Source organism: Arthrobacter sp. NicSoilB8, from assembly GCF_019977355.1.
Lineage (GTDB): Bacteria > Actinomycetota > Actinomycetes > Actinomycetales > Micrococcaceae > Arthrobacter.
Genome location: NZ_AP024655.1, coordinates 3496615 through 3515014, shown reverse-complemented (window position 1 = coordinate 3515014; position 18400 = coordinate 3496615). Strand labels below are relative to the sequence as shown.

Genomic DNA, 18400 nt, shown 5'->3' with positions numbered 1-18400 from the left:
ACAAGCCTAGTTCCTCTAAACTGGGCGCATACCGCGGGAGCCCGCAGCAGCCATGTCAACGCTGCCCGGCTGAGAGGGCGTCAGAGCCGACCGCTTGACCTGATCCGGCTAGTACCGGCGTAGGGAAGGAATTTTTCATGGGCACAAGAGCCAGCCGCGAAGCCGAAGCCGCAGATGACGCCGCTTCCCTGGATTGTGACACCGGGCCCGGGCCCGGGCCCGGGCCCGGGCCCGGTGCCGGACACGGAACTGCCGCCCGGCACGCCGCCGCAGGGGATGTCAGCCCAGGGGACATCACAGCAGGGGACATCACCGTCGACGTTGCGGTGATCGGCGGCGGGGTAATCGGCCATGGCATCGCCTTCGAGGCCAGCCGTGCCGGCCGCTCGGTGGTGTTGATCGATGACGCGCCCGGCAGCGGAGCCAGCTGGGCCGCGGCCGGCATGCTGGCCCCCGTCAGCGAGCTGCACTACCAGGAAGAACAGCTCCTGGAACTGATGCTTGAGTCCTCCCGCCTGTGGCCCGCGTTCGCAGCGGCAATCGGTGCCGCCGGCACAGAACCAGGCGCCGGCACGGGATATTTGACGACGCCGACCCTCGCCGTCGGGGCAGACGCGGCGGACCGGCGCGCGCTCGCGGACCTGCGGGAAGTCCAGCAGGCCTGCGGGCTGACCGTCGAACCGCTGACCGTGCGGGAGGCACGCGGCCGGGAGCCGCTGCTGAGCCCCGGCATCTCGTGCGCCTTCGACATCCCGGCCGACCACCAGGTGGACCCCCGGCTCCTGATCGCCCGGCTCGCCGACCTACTCGGCGCAGACGGCCGCAGCGGCTTCGTGCGGCGCCGCGCGGCGGGGCTGCTCTGGGACGACGGCCGCGTTGCGGGTGTCAGGCTCGCGGGCGGCGGCTCCGTGCGCGCCGCGGAAACCGTGGTGGCCAACGGGCTCGGCGCCGCCGGCCTCGACGACCTGCCCGCCGGACTGGCGCTGCCCCTGCGGCCGGTCTACGGCGACATCCTCCGGCTCCGCGTGCCCGAGCACCTGCAGCCGCTTCTCACGGCCACCGTGCGGGGCATGGTGCGCGGGGTGCCGGTCTACATCGTCCCCCGGCAGGACGGCACCGTGGTGATCGGCGCCACCCAGCGCGAGGACGGCCCGTCGGACCCGCACGCTGTCTCTGCCGGCGGCGTCTACCAGCTGCTGCGTGACGCACAGCAGCTGGTGCCCGCGGTAGCAGAACTGGAGCTCCTGGAAACCACCGCCCGGGCACGCCCCGGCACGCCGGACAACGCCCCGCTGCTGGGACGGGTCCCGGGCACGGACGGCGGGGACATCACAGGGCTCATCATCGCCACGGGCTTCTTCCGGCACGGCGTCCTGCTGACCCCCGCTGCCGCCGCCGTGTGCCGGCAACTCATGGACGGGACGCCGGACCCGCGCTGGGCCGGGTTCCGCCCCGACCGTTTTTCCCGCATCCCGGACACGTCCGGGGACAGCCCCGACAAGGAAGCAGCATGAACATCAGACTGAACGGAACGGAGGAGACCGTCGCCGACGGCGCCTCCGTCAGCACGCTCGTAAGCCAGCTCACCGGCCGGAACATCGGCCCCGACGGCCGGGCTGCCGACGGGCGGAAGCTCGGCGTCGCCGTCGCCCGCAACGCCGAGGTGGTGCCGCGCAGCCAGTGGCACGCCACCGCGCTCGCCGACGGCGACGACGTCGAACTTGTCACGGCAGTCCAGGGAGGATAACCACCATGAACGAGACAACTTACGCAGGAACCCCGGCCATGCCGGCCGTCAGGATGGCAGCCGATCCGTTCGTGGTCGACGGCGTGACGCTGGGCTCCCGCCTCATCATGGGCACCGGCGGCGCGCCGAGCCTGGACGGGCTGGGGGCGGCGCTTTTGGCCTCCGGGACGGAACTGACCACCGTCGCGATGCGCCGCTATTCGCCGGCGGAGACGGGCTCGCTGTTCCAGCTGCTCGTGGACCACCACATCCGGGTGCTGCCCAACACGGCCGGCTGCTTCACCGCCAAGGACGCCGTCCTCACCGCCGAACTGGCCCGGGAGGCCCTGGAAACCGACTGGGTCAAGCTCGAGGTCATTGCCGACGAGCACACCCTGCTGCCGGACGCGGTGGAGCTCGTGGACGCGACAGAGCAACTCGTGGCCCGCGGCTTCAAGGTCTTCGCCTACACCAACGACGATCCCGTCCTTGCCCTCCGGCTGGAAAACCTCGGTGCCACCGCCGTGATGCCGCTGGGCGCACCGATCGGCACCGGCCTGGGCATCCTGAACCCCCACAACATCGAGTTGATCGTCTCCCGGGCGTCCGTGCCCGTGGTGCTCGATGCCGGGATCGGCACGGCCTCGGACGCGGCCTTGGCCATGGAACTCGGCTGCGACGCCGTGCTGCTGGCGACGGCCGTGACCAGGGCCCAGAACCCCGCGCTCATGGGCGAGGCCTTCAAACACGCCGTCATCGCCGGCAGGCTGGCGAAAGCGGCCGGCAGGATACCGCGGCGCGAGCACGCACTGGCGTCATCGGCCATGGAGGGCCGGGCCGAGTTCCTCTAACGGGCCCGGCGGCCTCCGGGCCCCAACGAACCGTGACCACGCACCCTGGTGGGTACGTGGTCACGGATGCGCACGGGTGCGCACGGGGACCGGCTGTGCCTGTGCAGGACGGCCTCGGACCGGACGAAGCGGGCCCGGGAGCAGGCGCTGTCCTGCCGGCCGCCTGTGAGGCCTGTTAGAGCTTCAGGATGGCGGTCAGCCGCTCGGTGTCGTGCCGGGTCCGGGTCTTGCCGAGGTACACCACTGCCGCGATGGCGGCTGCAGTGCCCAGAAGCAGCGGCAGAATCCACGGGATCCAGGTCAGGCCCGGCTGGTAGCCGAACCCGGCCGCCATGAAGATGATCCAGCTCAGCATGCCGACCGAGACGGCGACGCCCGCCGGGACACTGACGCCGTACTTCGTGTGTCGCTTGTCATTGGCCCACACCACGAAGCCCGCGGCAACGGTCACCATGGCGACCACAATCAGGGAAAGCATTCAGGACCCCTCACGATAGTGAAGTAAACGGGAGCGAAATAAACAGGAGCGACGAAGGCGTCAGCGAAGGCAGGAATAGAGCCGGGTTAGAGGGCGCCAAAGCCGACGCGGCGGGCCTCTTCTGCCCCGATTTCAACATAGCCCAGTACGTTCGCGGGGACGATCACCAGGCGGCCCTTGTCGTCCTTGAGCCGCAGTTCGCTGCCCTTGGCGATCGCGTCGCCCACCACCTTGGCAACCGCTTCGGCATCCTGGGTCGATTCGAGGACAATTTCGCGGCCGATATTCTGAATGCCAATCTTTACTTCCACAGCAGGGCCTCCCAGCCAGTCAAGGTCAAATAAATGTCTAAGGTCAATCTCTAGTTGTAGTCTAGGTCTCCTTGGGGAAGCGGGAGATTCCGCGCCAAGCTAAACGGTAGATGAGATCGCTGGCCACATCGAGGTCCAGGTTTCCGTCCGTCTCCAGCCAGTACCGGGCGCTCACGTGGGCCATCCCGGCGAGTCCGCGGCCCAGGAGTTGGGCCTCCAGCTCCGGCAGCTTGGTGTCCTCGGCAATGACGCGGGCGACGGCGTCGGCAAAGGTCTTGTTGAATGTTTCCAGCCGTGCGCTGACGTCGGGGTCGTTGATCAGGTCCGATTCGAAGACGAGCCGGTGCGCCTGATCGTCATGGGCGATGAAGCGGAAGTAGGCACGCATGACCGCCTGGACGCGTTCGTCGTTGTCAGTAGTGGAATTTAGAGCCCCCAGCAGGAGGTCGATCAGCTTACTGAGGTGGCTGTCCAGGAGGGCCAGGTACAAGTCGCGCTTGGACGGAAAGTGCTGGTACAGCACCGGCTTGCTGACATGCGCGGTCTCGGCGATCTCATCCATGGCCGCACCGTGGTAACCGTTCGCCACGAAGACTTCCTGCGCGGCCGCCAGCAGCTGCGCCCGGCGTTCGTCACGGGGAAGGCGTGCCGAGCGCTGTCCGCTCCGCGTCTGCCCGGCCGGCTGCTTGCCGGACTCGTCCCGCTCCACCGGTGCCTGATGAACCACTGTCGGCCTTCTTTCCCTATTCACCCAATAGCGCGCAATGCGCCTCAACTGCACTTGCACTCAACTGCACTTACACACATCTACAGTGCACTGAACAACACTTTACGCGCGGGTAATATGACCTTGCGGTATCTTCGGGCATAGATTGAAGTATGGCTTCCAAGTTCACCCCCAATGGTGCCCCCGAAACCCCCCGGACCCAGCTGGACCAGCGGCCTGGACCGCTGGTTGAACCGGCGGCGGATCTCAGCCCGGACGAGGTGGAACGCTACTCGCGCCACCTGATCATTCCCGAGATCGGCGCGATCGGCCAGCGCCGCCTCAAGAACGCGAAAGTCCTCGTGATTGGGGCCGGCGGTCTTGGCTCTCCGGCACTGCTCTACCTCGCCGCGGCCGGGGTCGGGACCCTCGGCATCGTCGACGACGACGACGTCGACCTGAGCAACCTCCAACGGCAGATCATCCACGGTGTCGCGGACGTGGGCCGGCCCAAGATCGAGTCCGCCCGCGATGCCATTGACGCCCTGAACCCGCTCGTGGACGTCCGGCTCCACAACGTCCGCCTCGACGCGTCCAACGCCCTGGACCTCTTCGCCGGCTACGACCTCATTCTCGACGGCGCCGACAACTTCGCCACCCGTTACCTCGTCAACGACGCAGCCGCCATCCTCGGCAAGCCCTACGTCTGGGGATCGATCTTCCGCTTCGACGGCCAGGTCAGCGTCTTTTGGGAACAGCATGGGCCCACCTACCGGGACCTCTACCCGGAGGCGCCGCCGGCCGGATCCGTGCCCTCCTGCGGGGAGGGCGGCGTGTTCGGCATGCTGTGTGCCGCCGTCGGGTCGCTCATGGTGACCGAGGCCGTCAAACTGATCACCGGCGTCGGGCGGTCCCTTCTGGGCCGGCTGGCGCTCTATGACGCGCTGGGCGGAACGTGGCGGGAGATCAAGGTGGCCAGGGACCCTGAGGCCGAGCGCATCACGGAGCTGACCGACTATGAGGCCTTCTGCGGGATAACCCCGGCGGCGGACGCGGGTACCGAGCACACGGTGACGGCAACCCAGCTCGCCACCATGCTGGCCTCCCGCCAGGCCGGCCTCAAGGACTTCCACCTGGTGGACGTACGGGAAAGCGGGGAGTACGAGATCGTCCGCATTGACGGGTCGGTGCTGATCCCGCAGGGCCGCATCCTTGCCGGGGAAGCCTGGCAGGAACTGCCCCAGGACGCCGAAATCGTCTTCCACTGCAAGGCCGGAACACGGTCCGCCGCTGTCCTGTCCGCGGCCCGAGCCGCCGGATACGAGCGCGTCAGCCACCTCGAGGGCGGCATCCTGGCCTGGGTGCGGGACGTGGAACCCGGGAAGCCCGTTTACTGAAGCCGGCCGGCCGTTCACATCCCGGCTCCGAAGGAAATATCCGTCCCCATGGCGTCTCCAGCGAAAGGCTTGGTCATGAGCGAGGAAAACACCCTGACACCCCAGCGGAAGATTGGCTCCGGCTTCGGCCGGGATTCGACGGCCGCGGAGGTCATTGCGGGCATCGACTTGTCCGGCAGGACCGCGATCGTCACGGGCGGCTACTCGGGGCTGGGCCTGGAGACCGTACGGGCCCTGACATCCGCCGGTGCCGCGGTGGTGGTGCCGGCCCGGCGGCCGGAGCACGCCCGCGAAGTCCTCGCCGCGGCCGGGCTGACGCCGGGAACCCGCGGCGGCGACGTCAGCGTGGCCGGGCTGGATCTGGCGGACCAGGACAGCGTGAAGGAGTTCGCCGCGGGCTTCCTGGCCGGCGCGGCTCCCGGCACGCCCCGCAGCCTGGATATCCTCATCAACAACGCCGCCATCATGGCTAGTCCGGAGCAGAGGGTGGGTCCGGGCTGGGAAGCGCAGTTCGCCACGAACCACCTGGGCCACTTCGCCCTCACCAACCTGCTGTGGCCGGCGCTGGCCGCGGCGGGGAAGGCCCGCGTGGTCTCGTTGTCCTCCACCGGACACAAGCTGTCCGGGATCCGCTTCGATGACATCAATTTCGACTCCGGCTACGACAAGTGGCGGGCGTACGGCCAGGCCAAGACGGCCAACGCACTCTTCGCCGTCCAGCTCGACGCCCTGGGCCGGAACTTCGGCGTGCGCGCCTTCGCCGTGCATCCCGGCGGCATCATGACGGAACTGCAGCGGCACCTGCCACGGGAGGAAATGATTGCTGCGGGCTGGATGGACGAGCACGGCACCGTCGACTCCCGGTTCAAGACACCGGCGCAGGGTGCGGCCACCTCGGTCTGGGCCGCGACGGCGCCGGCGCTCGACGGTATGGGCGGCGTCTACTGTGAGGACTGCGAGATCGCCGAACTCACGGCGCCAGGCTCACCCGACGCGAGGATCAGGGGCGTGGACGCCCACGCTGTGGACCGGGAGGCTGCCGCACGGCTGTGGCAGGTGTCGGCCGAAATGACCGGGATCAACGCTTTTCCCGGCTAGGCCGGGAGGGTTACGGATAGTGCCGGTTAGCTACGCGGTTTCGCGGATATCGCCGGCGGCGGGGCTGCTGTCCCCGCCGGCGTGCTCCACGGGGCACTCCGCTTCGGAGGCCCGAACACCGGCAGCGGCGGGGGAGGGCTCCACTGTGATGCCGTACAGCGCCTCGAGGCCCGCGACGTAGACATCCTGCTGTCCGTTGGCGGCCAGCTCGCGGGCCCGGACGGTGGGGACATGCAGCAATTGTTTCACCATGCGGCGCAGGGCGAATTCGACTTCCTCGGCGGCCGCAGTGCAGCCGTGCCGGGCCCGGACTTTTTCCATTTCGGCGTCCAGGACATTCATCGTGTGACGGCGCAGGGCGACAATCGCCGAGTCCACTGAGCGGGCCTCGCGCTCCTGCTCGAAGGCGCTGGCCGCACCGGACACAATGCTGCTGGCCTGGGCCAGTGATTCGGCCTGTTCCTGGGGTGCGGCGAGCCGGACCGATTCGAGCGTGAGGAGTTCGACGCCGTCGAGGTCGCCCACTGCGGGGTCGAAGTCGTGGGTCAGGGCCAGGTCGATCGCGATGAGCGGCTGCGACGAGTTAGCCCGGATCCGGCCCAGATCGTCCGCTTCGACCCGGCTGTCGGAGCCGCTGCAGCCGATCATGACGTCGGCAGCGGCGACGGCGTCGGCGAGGCTGCCCTCATCCAGGGCGGTGCCGCCGCGGGTGGCGACGAAACCGGGCGCGCGGCCCGAGGAGGAATAGACGCTGACATCGGTGCAGCCGCGTTCACGCAGCAGCGACATGGTGGCCCCGGCATAGGCGCCGGTCCCAAAGACGACCGCCTTCTTGGCCGACCAGTCCGGGTTCTCCGATAAGTCCGTGGCAAGATCCAGCGCCACGGAGACGATCGAGAGGCCGCGCGAACCAAGCGCGGTCTGCGCGCCGACGTCCTTGGCGGTCTTTGACGCTGCTTGGAACAGCCGGACCAGGCCGGAGCTCGCGGTGCCCTCGTGCTGGGCGGTGATCAGGGCGCGGCGGACCTGGCCGGCAATTTCGCGTTCGCCGACGACGGCGGAGTCCAGGCCCGAGCTGACCGCGAAGAGGTGCTGGCTGACCTCGGCGCCGGTGCGGGTGCTGAAGGCGCGGGAGACCAGCTGGTCGTTGAGTCCGCTGGCGCCGCTGATCTGGGTGATGAGGGCCGCGCGGGCCGCGCCGATTGCGTCGGGATGCGGGGCTTCACCGTAGATTTCAAAGCGGTTGCAGGTGGCAAGGACAACGGCACCCGCCACGGCCGGCGATCCGGCGAGGGCGGATGTGGCAAGCCCGGAAGCACCGGTGCTCAACTGAGCAACGGTTTCGAGGTCGATGTCGGCGTGTGTAGCCACCAATGAGAAAAGAACCACAGCAGGACCATCATAGCTTTTTCGTGTCCGTGTAGAACAACTATTCCGGAGTGGGGTCCGGCACCCCGGCGTGTGATTCCCGCCACCGCGCAGCACTCGTGGCCAGTGTGACGGCCCGCGTGACAGGCTGTCGTTATCTTTTAGGCGCAAATTTGGGCACAATCGAAGTCATGACTCCAAGCGCTGCGGCAAGTGCCGGCACGACAACATTCAGTACGTCCGGGAACGGCGCAACTGCCGAAGCGGCGGCAAATGGTGCCGCCGGCGGCCTCGATGCCGGACACCCGCTGATGGACGGCCGCACCGCGGGCTCCCCGCTGATCACCGCATACCGCGGCGGCACGCCCTCCCGCCGTCCCGTCTGGTTCATGCGCCAGGCCGGCCGCTCGCTGCCGGAATACCTCAAGGTCCGCGAGGGCGTCGGGATGCTCGACTCGTGCCTCCGCCCGGAGCTGGCTTCCGAGATCACGCTGCAGCCGGTCCGCCGACACGACGTCGATGCCGCCATCTTCTTCTCGGACATCGTCATCCCGCTCAAACTGGCTGGCGTCGGCGTGGACATCGTGCCCGGCGTGGGCCCTGTCCTGGACGTGCCGGTGCGCACGGCCGAGGACGTTGCTGCCCTTCCGCAGCTGACCTGGGAGGCCCTGGAACCCATCCGCGAAGCCGTCCGGCTCACTGTGGCCGAGCTCGGCAGCACTCCGCTGATCGGCTTCGCCGGCGCTCCTTTCACGCTCGCCGCGTACATGGTGGAAGGCAAGCCTTCCCGCGACCACCTCGGTCCGCGCACCATGATGCATGCCGACCCGGAAACCTGGACGGCGCTGGCCAACTGGGCCGCCGACGCCTCCGGCATGTTCCTTCGGGCACAGCTGGAAGCCGGCGCTTCGGCTGCGCAGCTTTTCGACTCCTGGGCCGGCTCCCTCGGGCTGGCCGATTACCAGCGCTTCGTTGCGCCGGCGTCGTCCCGGGCCCTGGACCATGTCCGCCACCTCGGGGCGCCGTTGATCCACTTCGGCACCGGCACCTCTGAACTGCTCGTCGCCATGCGCGACGTCGGCGTCGACGTCGTGGGGGTCGACTACCGGCTGCCGCTGGACGAGGCCAACCGCCGCCTGGGCGGGTCCGTTCCGCTGCAGGGCAACATCGACCCCGCGCTCCTCTCCGCACCCTGGGAGGTCCTGGAAGCGCATGTCCGCGAGGTGATCAGGGCCGGCTCCGCGGCGCCGGGCCACGTCCTGAACCTGGGCCACGGCGTGCCCCCGGAGACGGATCCCGCCGTGCTGACGCGCGTCGTCGAACTCATCCACTCCATCTCTCCGGAGTAGAAGGCATGGAGGCAGGCGCCGCCGGAACGTCCGCGGAAGGAACGGCAGGACCCTCCCTTGACGGGACCGCGGTCGTGGTCGGGGGCGGGATTTCTGGTCTGCTCGCGGCCCGGGAGTTCGCCAGGGCCGGCGTCCGCACTACCGTCCTGGAGGCCGGGGACGCCTGGGGCGGCTGTGTCGGCAGCCATGCCGTGGCCGGTCTGACCCTGGACAGCGGGGCGGAGTCCTTCGCCACCCGCACCGCCGCGGTGGCCGATCTCGCAGCCGAACTCGGGATTGCCGATGAAATTGTCGTTCCCAACCCCGGCGGCGCCTGGGTCCAGCTGCCCGACGGCCCGAGGGAATTGCCCAGGACCGGCGTGCTGGGCATCCCGGCCAGCCCGTGGGACCCGGAAGTCCGCCGCTCCTTGGGCCTGCTTGGCTCCTTGCGTGCCTCGATCGACGCCGTGCTGCCAGCCTCGCTGGGCACCGCCGCCGAGGCCACGAGCGTCTCAGCGCTGGTCCGCCGGCGGATGGGCAGGCGCGTGCTGGACCGGCTCGTGGCACCCGTAGTCGGCGGAGTCCACTCCGCAGATCCCGCCGTACTCGACGTCGACATGGTGGCACCCGGCCTGCGGGCCGGGATCCGCCAGCACGGTTCCCTCGCCGCCGCCGTCGCGGCCCAGCGCAGGGGAGCGCCGTCCGCTGCCGCCGGAATAACCGCGACTGCCGATGCGGCCGGACCGGCGAAGGTCCAGTCTGGCGGTCTTCAGAAAGCCGGCTCCGCCGTCGCCGGCCTGCGCGGCGGGATGAACACGCTCGTGGCCGCTCTGCTGGCCGATCTTCGGCAGCGCGGCGTCACGCTGCTCAGCGGCACCCGTGCCCGGTCCGTGCACCGCACGGCCGGCGGCTGGAGGGTGACCACGGACCAGGCCGCCTACGACGCCGGTCTGCTCGTGGTCGCGGTCGAGGGCCCGGCCGCCGTCGGGCTGCTTGAGGAAGTCCTGCCGGAGCTGGCCGCCCTCCGCCCCGATGCCGGACCCGATGTCAGCCTGGTCACCCTCGTGGTGGACCTCCCGGCCCTGGACCGGGCGCCCCGCGGCACGGGCGTGCTCGTGGCGCCGCAGAGCCCGGGAGTGCAGGCCAAGGCGCTGACGCATGCCACCGCCAAGTGGGCGTGGCTGGCGGACCGGACCGGACCGGGCCGGCATGTGCTCCGGCTCTCCTACGGTCGGGGCGTTGCCCCCGGCGGAACCCACGGCGGAAGCCCGGATTCCCGCGGGCCGGGTGCCGCCGCGCCGCGCTCGGACGATGAACTGTTCAACGCCGCGCTGGCCGATGCGTCGGCCCTGCTCGCTGTCCCCGTCAGTGCCGGGGAGGTGGCCGGCTGGGACGTGGTCCGCTGGGGCGGCGCGCTGCCGTTTGCCTCGCTGGGCCATAAACAGCGTGTCGAGGCCGTCCGGAGCATTTGTGCCGCGGACGGCACGCTCGCCGTTGTGGGCGGGTGGCTGTCCGGCAACGGGCTCGCGGCGATCGTGGCCGACACTCCGCGGCAGGTCCGCAGCCTGCTGCCCTGAGCGTGTGCCTGGGACTCTGCTGCCCGGAGCTGCCGCCCTATGCGGTTCCGCCCGGCGGCGCGTTCCCGTACGGCGTTGCCCGACGGCGGTGCGGCCCCGTACGGCGTTGCCCGACAGTGCTGCCCCGACGGCGTTGCCCCAGGTTGTCCCAGATTCGGGGGCGTGAGCTTCCGCACTCAGAGGTGGCCCGCGGTTCCGTCCCGGATGGTCCTGCCGACGGCCAAACGCCGTGAAGATTGCCAGTTCGAAGTCCGGTATTCCGGGCCGGTTGGACCCCGTGAGCCACAGGAATCACAGCGGTCCCAGATGCACCCCGCATCTCTCCGACCCCTTGGGTTACTTTCCGGTAATCCGCGGTTTTTAGCCGGTTTTTCCTCCCGATCGATTCCGGCTAGGCTCGATGACCATGGTTATTTTCAGGTCCAACGTGTCAACAACGAAGACCGGGCGCCATGGGGGACTGCGGCGCGGCGCAGCAGCGGCGGCGCTCGGAGTGGTACTGGCGGTCACCGCGGGGGTTCCCGCTTCCCACGCCGCCACGGGGCTTTCCGCGGCAGCGTCCACTCCGCCGTCGGCTCAGGGCTCGCTGACCCTCGGCCTGGATGATGTGCTGGACAGCCTGCTGGGCTCCGCGCCGACGCAGAGCCCCTCGCCGTCCGCCGGCTCGGATGAGTCCACCCCGTCGCAGCCGCCGTCGCGCACCAGCAGCCCGGAGCCGACGGACCCCGAGTCCGCCACCCCGGAGCCTGGCACCCCGGAACCCGGCGACCCCAGCAGCCCCGAGCCCACGGCCCCGCGCGCCAGCACCCCGCCCTCTGGTACCCCGTCAGCTACTGCTCCGCAGCCTTCCGCTCCGTCGGTCCCGGGCACGCCGCCCGCCACGCCTGCGCCGGGAGCGCCTGACGCGGGCGCGGCCGCCGGATCAGCGCCGGCCGCCGGCACGGCCGCCGGGCCCCAGTCCGGATCAGCACCGGCCGGAAGCGGCACCGGGACGCAAGCATCGCCGTCGAACTCTGCCACGGCGCGGCCTTCCTTGGCAGGCTCAAACAAGGCCGGCTCGGCAACGGCGCCGGCCGCGGCCAAGGGCCATTCCGGAAGCACATCCCTGCAGGCCACGTCGGAGGTGGAACCCGCCGGGCCGTCACCGCTCATCGGCTGGGGTATCTGCCTGGTGGCGCTGTCCCTCGGCGCCGGCGTCGCCGTCGTCAGGATGCGCCGGAGCTGAGGCCGCCGGCGGTCCGGCAAAGCCACTGCGGTCACGCCCTCCGCCGGATTTTGCCGCGGCATGTGAAATAAAGCACTTCTACGCGTTGTAGAAGTGCTTTTTTTCGACTTAGCTGAGGAGAGGAGGCAGACTGGTATGCATGAGCCACACTTCTGCCGAATCTGTCACTAAAACCGGAATGTCAGTCCCCGGAGAATCAGTCGCCGGGGCATCGGCGCCCGACAATTCAACCGAGCAGTTCTTCACCCTCTGGACCGTTTTCAAACGGTCCGCAGACGTCCTCCGCGGCGAGGACGCGGCCGAGGACTTCGAGTCGCTGCTGAAACGTCTCGCCGAGGCCGGCGTGGTCCACCGCGGCAGCTACGATGTTTCCGCCATGCGCGCCGACGCGGACATCATGGTCTGGCTCCACGGGCCGAAGGCCGAGGACCTGCAGCGGGCGGTCCGGGACATCCGGCGCAGCAAGCTCTTCGCCGGTACCGAGATCGCCTGGTCCGCCATGGGCGTCCACCGCGAGGCGGAGTTCGCCAAGAACCACACGCCCGCCTTCTCCCGCGGCGTGGAACCGGCCGAATGGCTGTGCGTCTACCCGTTCGTCCGCTCCTACGAGTGGTACCTCCTGCCGGACGCCGAACGCGGCGCGATGCTCCGCGACCACGGCCTGCTGGGCCGCGACTTCCCGCAGGTCATCTCCAACACCGTCTCCTCCTTCGCCCTGGGCGACTGGGAATGGATCCTCGGCCTGGAAGCGCCCGAACTCGTGGACCTCGTGGACCTGATGCGGCACCTGCGCGCCACCGAGGCGCGCCACCACGTCCGCGAGGAAATCCCCTTCTACACCGGCCGACGCGTCAGCGCCGCAGAGATCGCCGAGGTCCTTGCATGAGCCCGCTTGATCCGCAGACAGCCACCGTTACCGCCGTGAACCCCGTCACCGAGGCCGGCAGGATGGCTCCCAAGGACTACGACGCCGTCCTCCTTGCCTCCTTCGGCGGCCCGGAAGGCCAGGAGGACGTCATCCCGTTCCTCCGCAACGTCACCCGGGGCCGCGGCATCCCGGATGAACGGCTCGAAGAGGTTTCGCACCACTACCGCGCCAACGGCGGCATCAGCCCCATCAACGCCCAGAACCGCGCGCTCAAGGCCGCCATGGAGACCGAGCTCGCCGCCCGGGGCATCGATCTGCCGGTCTTCTGGGGCAACCGCAACTGGAACCCCTACATCCCGCAGACGCTCCAGGACATGTACGACGCCGGGCACCGCAAGGTCCTTATGGTCACCACGAGCGCTTACTCCTGTTACTCCAGCTGCCGCCAGTACCGCGAGGACATCGGCATCGCCCTGACCGACACCGGGCTGGACGGAAAACTCGAGGTGGACAAGGTGCGCCAGTACTTTGACCACCCGGGTTTTGTCGAGCCTTTCATCGAGGGCACCGCCGCCGGCCTGGCCGACGTCCGCGCCCGGCTCGCCGCGGCCGGCACTCCCGACGCCCCGGTGCACATCCTGTTCGCCACCCACTCCATCCCCACCCGTGACGCCGAGGCCGCCGGCCGTTCCGAGGGCGAGCCCCGCCACTTCGACGAAGACTCCGCCTACGTGGCCCAGCACCTGGCCACCGGCACCGAGGTCATCCGCCGGGTTGAAGCCGAGTCCGGGCTGACCGCCCCGTGGTCCCTTGTTTACCAGTCCCGGTCCGGGGCTCCGCATGTGCCGTGGCTCGAACCCGACATCAACGACGCCATCGAGGACCTCGCCGGCCAGGGCGTCAAGGGCGTCGTGATTGTGCCCCTGGGCTTCGTCAGCGACCACATGGAAGTCGTCTGGGACCTTGACACCGAGGCGCTGGAAACCTGCGGCAAGCTCGGCCTGACGGCCACCCGCGTCCCGACGCCGGGAACGCACCGCAAGTTCGTTTCCGGAATCGTGGACCTGATCTGCGAGCGGACCGCGGCGAACAACATCGCCGACCGGCCGCACCTGACCGGGCTCGGCCCCTGGTACGACGTCTGCCGGCCTGGCTGCTGCGCGAACTTCCGCGGCGAAAAGCCCACGATCGCCGGCGCCGACACCACGGTCGGGACCGGGCACGATCCCCATCCGGCGGCAGCACCCGCCGCCGCGGATTCGGCGGGCCCGGCGGCCGGTCAGGCAGCGCCGTGACCGTCCGGATCGGCACCCGCGCCAGCACGCTGGCTCTCACCCAGACCCAACAGACCGCAGACCAGCTCGCCGCCGTCGGCGGGTTTCCCGTGGAGCTCGTCCACATCCGGACGGACGGCGACGTCCTGACCGGCTCGCTGTCCCAAATGGGCGGCACCGGGGTCTTCGTGGCGGCCCTGCGCGACGCGCTGCTGCGCGACGCGTGCGATGTCGCCGTGCATTCGCTCAAGGACCTGCCCACCGGTGCGGCCCTCGGGCTGACCCTCGCGGCGACGCCGAAACGCGTCGACGTCCGTGACGTCCTCTGCGCGCGGGACGGGTACAAGCTCGCCGACCTCCCTGCGGGCGCAAGCGTGGGCACCGGCTCGCCGCGGCGTGCGGCCCAGTTGCGCGCCGCCCGGCCGGACCTGGACATCCGGGATATCCGCGGCAACGTGGACACCCGGCTGGGACGCGTTCCCGGGCTGCCGGGGAACACCACCGACGACGTCGTGGACGGCAAGTCCTGTGACCTCGACGCCGTCGTCCTCGCCGCCGCCGGCCTGCACCGGATCGGCCGGCTGGATACGGTCAGCGAATACCTTGAGACGGACATCATGCTGCCCGCCGCCGGGCAGGGAGCTCTTGCGATCGAGTGCCGTACCGCCGACGCACCACGCAAGGCCGGGTCCACCGAAGGCTCCCAGGGTGTCCTCGCCCAGGCCCTCGCGGCACTCGATGACCCGGACACGCGGCTCGCCGTCACCGCCGAGCGGGCGCTCCTGGCCCGTCTGGAGGCAGGCTGTGCCGCGCCGGTGGGCGCTTATGCGTACCGCAAGGGAAGCATGCTGTACCTCGAAGCCGTGGTCTGCGCCGTCGACGGCACGGCCAGTGTCCGGGACCGGAAGGCGACCGACGGGCTGACCGAGGTCGGCGCGACCCTGCTGGGAATCGAACTGGCCGAAGTCCTGCTGGCCCGCGGAGCCGCCGATATCGCTGACCTGACCGCTTCCTGAACCGGGGGATCCACCGCATATGGGACGCGACAACGCCAGCCACAAGGGCAACAGCGGGCCGGACGGTCACGCCCGGGGAGCCTTGGACGGTGCCCGGATCCTGATCGCCCGTAGCCCGGACCGCGCCGGTGAGCTCATCGCGGCCCTGCGCCGGCTGGGTGCCGAGCCCGTGCTGCTGCCCCTCATCGACTTCGAGATGGCACGCGACCAGCACTCCCTGGACGTCGCCTTCGACGCCCTCGGCGCCGGTGCCTACAACTGGCTCGTCATCAGCAGCGTGACCACAGTCCAAGTGCTCGAGGGCAAGGCCGCGGAACGCGGCTCCACGCTGGCCGCATGGCTTCCCGGCCACGTCCAGGTGGCCACGATCGGGCCCGCCACCCGGCAGATCCTCGAATCGAGGGGGATCAGCGTGGACCTCGCGCCAACGGCACTGCAGTCCGGGACCGGCCTGCTGGGAGTCTGGCCGGAAGGCCGCGGCAGCGTGCTCCTGCCCCAGGCCGACATCGCCGATGCCAGGCTCCGCCGCGGGCTGGAGGCCCGCGGCGCCTCGGTGCAGGCAGTCACGGCGTACCGGACGGTGGACTACCCTGCTAATCCAGGCCTGAGCCTGCCGCCCTGCCAGCCGCCGCTGCAGGGCGCCGACGCCGGCGCGCCCGCCGACGTCCTGACAGCCGCCGAAGCGAAACGCGAGATCGTCGCCGGCCGGCTCGACGCCGTCGTCGCCGCGTCACCAAGTGCGGCGCGCCGCATCCTTGCGGACCTCGCCCCGCTCGGCAGATGCAAGTTCGTCGCGATCGGGCGTTCGACGGCGGCGGAGGCGGCTGAGCTTGGACTCACGGTCGCCGCCGTCGCCGAAACCCCGACCGCGTCAGGCCTCGTCGCCGCCGTCGTCCGTTCCCAGCCGGTGGCGGAGCCGGCCGCCGGGACCTCAGCAGCCGGCCGCGCACAGGCAGAGCACTCACCGGCAGTTCGATTTCCAGCAAATCTCTTTCCAGCCGTACGTTTTCCAGCAGAGCATCCAGCGAAGGACAACACATGAGCTTCCCGACCCACCGGCCGCGCCGGCTCCGCACCACGCCCGCCATGCGGCGGCTGACCGCCGAGCACCGCCTCTCGGCCGCGGAACTGATCCTTCCCGCCTTCATCCGTGAAGGCCTGACCCAGCCCAACCCGATTGCCTCGATGCCCGGCGTGCAGCAGCACACCACCGATTCGCTCAAGCGCGCCGCGGCCGAGGCCGTAGAGCTGGGCGTCGGCGGGATCATGCTGTTCGGTGTCCCGGCCGTCCGGGACGCGCGCGGCACCGCCTCCCTGGACCCCGACGGCGTGCTGAACAAGGCCATCCGGGACGTCCGCGCCGAGGTCGGCGACGAGCTCGTGGTCATGAGCGATGTGTGCCTCGACGAATTCACCGACCACGGCCACTGCGGCGTCCTGGACGCCAACGGTTACGTGGACAATGACGCGACCCTGGAGATCTACGGCCAGATGGCTGTCGCACAGGCCGACGCCGGGGCCCACGTCCTCGGCCCGTCCGGCATGATGGACGGCCAGGTCGCCGTGATCCGGCAGGCCTTGGAGGACGCCGGGCACGCCAACACCGCCATCGTGGCCTACGCCGCGAAATACGCCTCCGCGTTCTACGGGCCCTTCCGGGAGGCCGTCGACTCGCAGCTGACCGGGGACCGCCGCACATACCAGATGGACGCCGCCAACCGCCGCGAGGCCATTCTCGAGGTGGACCTGGATCTGGCCGAAGGCGCCGACATGGTCATGGTGAAGCCCGCCATGAGCTACCTGGACATCCTCGCCGACGTCGCCGCCATGAGCCCGGTGCCCGTGGCCGCGTACCAGATCTCCGGCGAATACTCGATGATCGAGGCCGCCGCCGCGAACGGCTGGATCGACCGCCGGGCCGCCATCACCGAATCCGTCCTGGGCATCAAGCGTGCCGGCGCCAACATGGTGCTGACCTACTGGGCGAGCGAACTCGCCGGCTGGCTCAGGGAATCCCGGTGACCACGGCCCACGAGTCCCGGACTCCCTCTCCCACGGCCCCGGTGGGGCCCGGGCGGATCCTCCTGGGCCTGAACACCTTCGGTGACGTCGGCGTCTTCCCCGACGGCCACCCCGTCCCGCACGCCCAGGTCCTGCGGCAGCTCCTCGAGCAGGCTGAGCTCGCCGACGAGATCGGCCTGCACGCCTTCGCGGTGGGGGAGCACCACCGGCGCGACTTCGCGGTGTCCGCGCCCGAAGTCTTCCTGGCCGCCGCGGCCGCCCGCACCAAGCACATCCGGCTCGGCTCCGCCGTGACAGTGCTCAGTTCCGATGATCCGATCCGGGTCTTCCAGCGCTTCGCCACCGTGGACGCCATCTCCAGCGGCCGCGCGGAAGTCATGCTGGGCCGCGGCTCCTTCATTGAATCCTTCCCGCTGTTCGGCCTCGACCTGGCAGACTACGACGTCCTCTTCGAGGAAAAGCTCGAACTCTTCGACAAGGTCCGGGCGCAGGAACCCGTCCACTGGGAGGGACGCACCCGGCCGGCCATCAACGGACTGAGCGTCTATCCGCCGCTGGAACACCACCTCCTGCCCACCTGGATCGGTGTCGGCGGCACGCCCGAATCAGTGCTTCGCTGCGCCGAGTACGGCTACCCGATCATCTTCGCGATCATCGGCGGCCAGCCGCGGTCCTTCGCCCCGCTGGCCGGCCTCTATCGTGAGGCCATGGCCAAATACGGGCAGCCGATGCAGCAAATGGCCACACACTCGCCCGGCCACATTGCCGCCACCGACGAGGAAGCGCGGGAGGAGTTCTTCCCGCACTGGATCGCGATGCGCAACCGGCTGGGCGCGGAGCGCGGCTGGGGCCCGGGGAGCCGGGCCGAATTCGACGCCATGTGCACCGCCGAGGGCGCACTCTACGTGGGGTCCCCGGAAACCGTGGCCGCGAAGATTGCCTTGTTGAAGAAGAACCTGGGCGTGGACCGCTTTGATCTCAAGTACAGCAACGGCACCCTGCCGCACACGGCCATGATGCGCTCCATCGAACTGTTCGGCACCGAGGTGGCGCCCCGCGTGGCCGCCCTGCTGTCCGGTTCGCCGGCCGGCGACTCCACTGCGAACTGACTACGCTGCGAACCGGCCGGCTGCGACCTGGCCGGCTGTGAACTGA

Annotated in this window: 18 protein-coding genes and 1 riboswitch; of the genes, 14 read left to right on the top strand and 4 right to left on the bottom strand. The window is 69.8% G+C overall.

Going from position 1 to position 18400, the window contains the following annotated elements; genetic code table 11:
• The first annotated feature begins 23 nt into the window (after positions 1–23).
• Positions 24–144: riboswitch (TPP riboswitch) on the top strand.
• The 3 genes from thiO to LDO15_RS15785 all read left to right on the top strand — a co-directional run bounded on the left by thiO (position 138) and on the right by LDO15_RS15785 (position 2577).
• Positions 138–1514 (top strand): glycine oxidase ThiO, encoded by a 1377-nt coding sequence (thiO, locus tag LDO15_RS15795; protein WP_223980007.1) that lies wholly within the window; start codon positions 138–140, stop codon positions 1512–1514. (Overlaps the previous riboswitch by 7 nt.)
• On the top strand, positions 1511–1747 hold the full coding sequence (gene thiS, locus LDO15_RS15790) for a sulfur carrier protein ThiS (RefSeq protein WP_223980006.1): 237 nt from the start codon (positions 1511–1513) through the stop codon (positions 1745–1747). The genes thiO and thiS overlap by 4 nt, the downstream gene beginning before the upstream one ends.
• A gap of 38 nt (positions 1748–1785) precedes the next feature.
• Positions 1786–2577, top strand: coding sequence for a thiazole synthase (locus tag LDO15_RS15785; RefSeq protein ID WP_276572952.1), 792 nt, complete (start codon positions 1786–1788; stop codon positions 2575–2577).
• A gap of 175 nt (positions 2578–2752) precedes the next feature.
• Here the strand turns inward: LDO15_RS15785 and LDO15_RS15780 are convergent, their stop codons facing one another.
• The 3 genes from LDO15_RS15780 to LDO15_RS15770 form a co-directional block, all read right to left on the bottom strand.
• Positions 2753–3055, bottom strand: coding sequence for a cytochrome c-type biogenesis protein CcmH (locus tag LDO15_RS15780; RefSeq protein ID WP_223980005.1), 303 nt, complete (start codon positions 3053–3055; stop codon positions 2753–2755).
• An 86-nt stretch (positions 3056–3141) separates the two neighbouring features.
• Positions 3142–3366, bottom strand: coding sequence for a DUF3107 domain-containing protein (locus tag LDO15_RS15775; RefSeq protein WP_223980004.1), 225 nt, complete (start codon positions 3364–3366; stop codon positions 3142–3144).
• 61 nt (positions 3367–3427) lie between these two features.
• Positions 3428–4075: a TetR/AcrR family transcriptional regulator gene (locus tag LDO15_RS15770; protein WP_223987463.1), complete on the bottom strand. Its 648-nt coding sequence runs from the start codon at positions 4073–4075 to the stop codon at positions 3428–3430.
• Positions 4076–4245: 170 nt separating this feature from the next.
• Here LDO15_RS15770 and moeB point away from each other — a divergent pair, with 170 nt between their 5' ends.
• Complete coding sequence (moeB, locus tag LDO15_RS15765; RefSeq protein ID WP_223980003.1) at positions 4246–5469, top strand: molybdopterin-synthase adenylyltransferase MoeB; 1224 nt, start codon at positions 4246–4248, stop codon at positions 5467–5469.
• Between the two features lie 75 nt (positions 5470–5544).
• Entirely contained in the window at positions 5545–6567 is a 1023-nt protein-coding gene (locus LDO15_RS15760; protein WP_223980002.1) for an SDR family NAD(P)-dependent oxidoreductase, read from the top strand.
• Between the two features lie 30 nt (positions 6568–6597).
• Here LDO15_RS15760 and LDO15_RS15755 read toward each other — a convergent pair whose 3' ends face one another.
• Complete coding sequence (locus LDO15_RS15755) at positions 6598–7956, bottom strand: glutamyl-tRNA reductase (protein WP_223980001.1); 1359 nt, start codon at positions 7954–7956, stop codon at positions 6598–6600.
• 290 nt (positions 7957–8246) lie between these two features.
• Here LDO15_RS15755 and hemE point away from each other — a divergent pair, with 290 nt between their 5' ends.
• From hemE to LDO15_RS15710, 9 genes are all read left to right on the top strand, one after another.
• Positions 8247–9284, top strand: coding sequence for a uroporphyrinogen decarboxylase (gene hemE, locus LDO15_RS15750; RefSeq protein ID WP_223987461.1), 1038 nt, complete (start codon positions 8247–8249; stop codon positions 9282–9284).
• A 5-nt stretch (positions 9285–9289) separates the two neighbouring features.
• Positions 9290–10840 (top strand): protoporphyrinogen oxidase, encoded by a 1551-nt coding sequence (hemG, locus tag LDO15_RS15745; RefSeq protein ID WP_223980000.1) that lies wholly within the window; start codon positions 9290–9292, stop codon positions 10838–10840.
• 427 nt (positions 10841–11267) lie between these two features.
• Entirely contained in the window at positions 11268–12065 is a 798-nt protein-coding gene (locus LDO15_RS15740) for a hypothetical protein (RefSeq protein WP_223979999.1), read from the top strand.
• A 139-nt stretch (positions 12066–12204) separates the two neighbouring features.
• Positions 12205–12951 (top strand): hydrogen peroxide-dependent heme synthase, encoded by a 747-nt coding sequence (gene hemQ, locus LDO15_RS15735; RefSeq protein ID WP_223979998.1) that lies wholly within the window; start codon positions 12205–12207, stop codon positions 12949–12951.
• On the top strand, positions 12948–14228 hold the full coding sequence (locus LDO15_RS15730) for a ferrochelatase (RefSeq protein WP_223979997.1): 1281 nt from the start codon (positions 12948–12950) through the stop codon (positions 14226–14228). Before hemQ ends, LDO15_RS15730 begins: the two co-directional genes overlap by 4 nt.
• Entirely contained in the window at positions 14225–15223 is a 999-nt protein-coding gene (hemC, locus tag LDO15_RS15725; RefSeq protein WP_223979996.1) for a hydroxymethylbilane synthase, read from the top strand. The genes LDO15_RS15730 and hemC overlap by 4 nt, the downstream gene beginning before the upstream one ends.
• Positions 15224–15242: 19 nt before the next feature.
• A complete protein-coding gene (locus tag LDO15_RS15720; protein WP_223979995.1) occupies positions 15243–16265 on the top strand; it encodes a uroporphyrinogen-III synthase in 1023 nt (340 codons plus the stop codon).
• Positions 16262–17245: a porphobilinogen synthase gene (hemB, locus tag LDO15_RS15715; RefSeq protein WP_223979994.1), complete on the top strand. Its 984-nt coding sequence runs from the start codon at positions 16262–16264 to the stop codon at positions 17243–17245. Before LDO15_RS15720 ends, hemB begins: the two co-directional genes overlap by 4 nt.
• A complete protein-coding gene (locus tag LDO15_RS15710; RefSeq protein ID WP_223979993.1) occupies positions 17242–18354 on the top strand; it encodes an LLM class flavin-dependent oxidoreductase in 1113 nt (370 codons plus the stop codon). The genes hemB and LDO15_RS15710 overlap by 4 nt, the downstream gene beginning before the upstream one ends.
• Positions 18355–18400 lie beyond the last annotated feature (46 nt).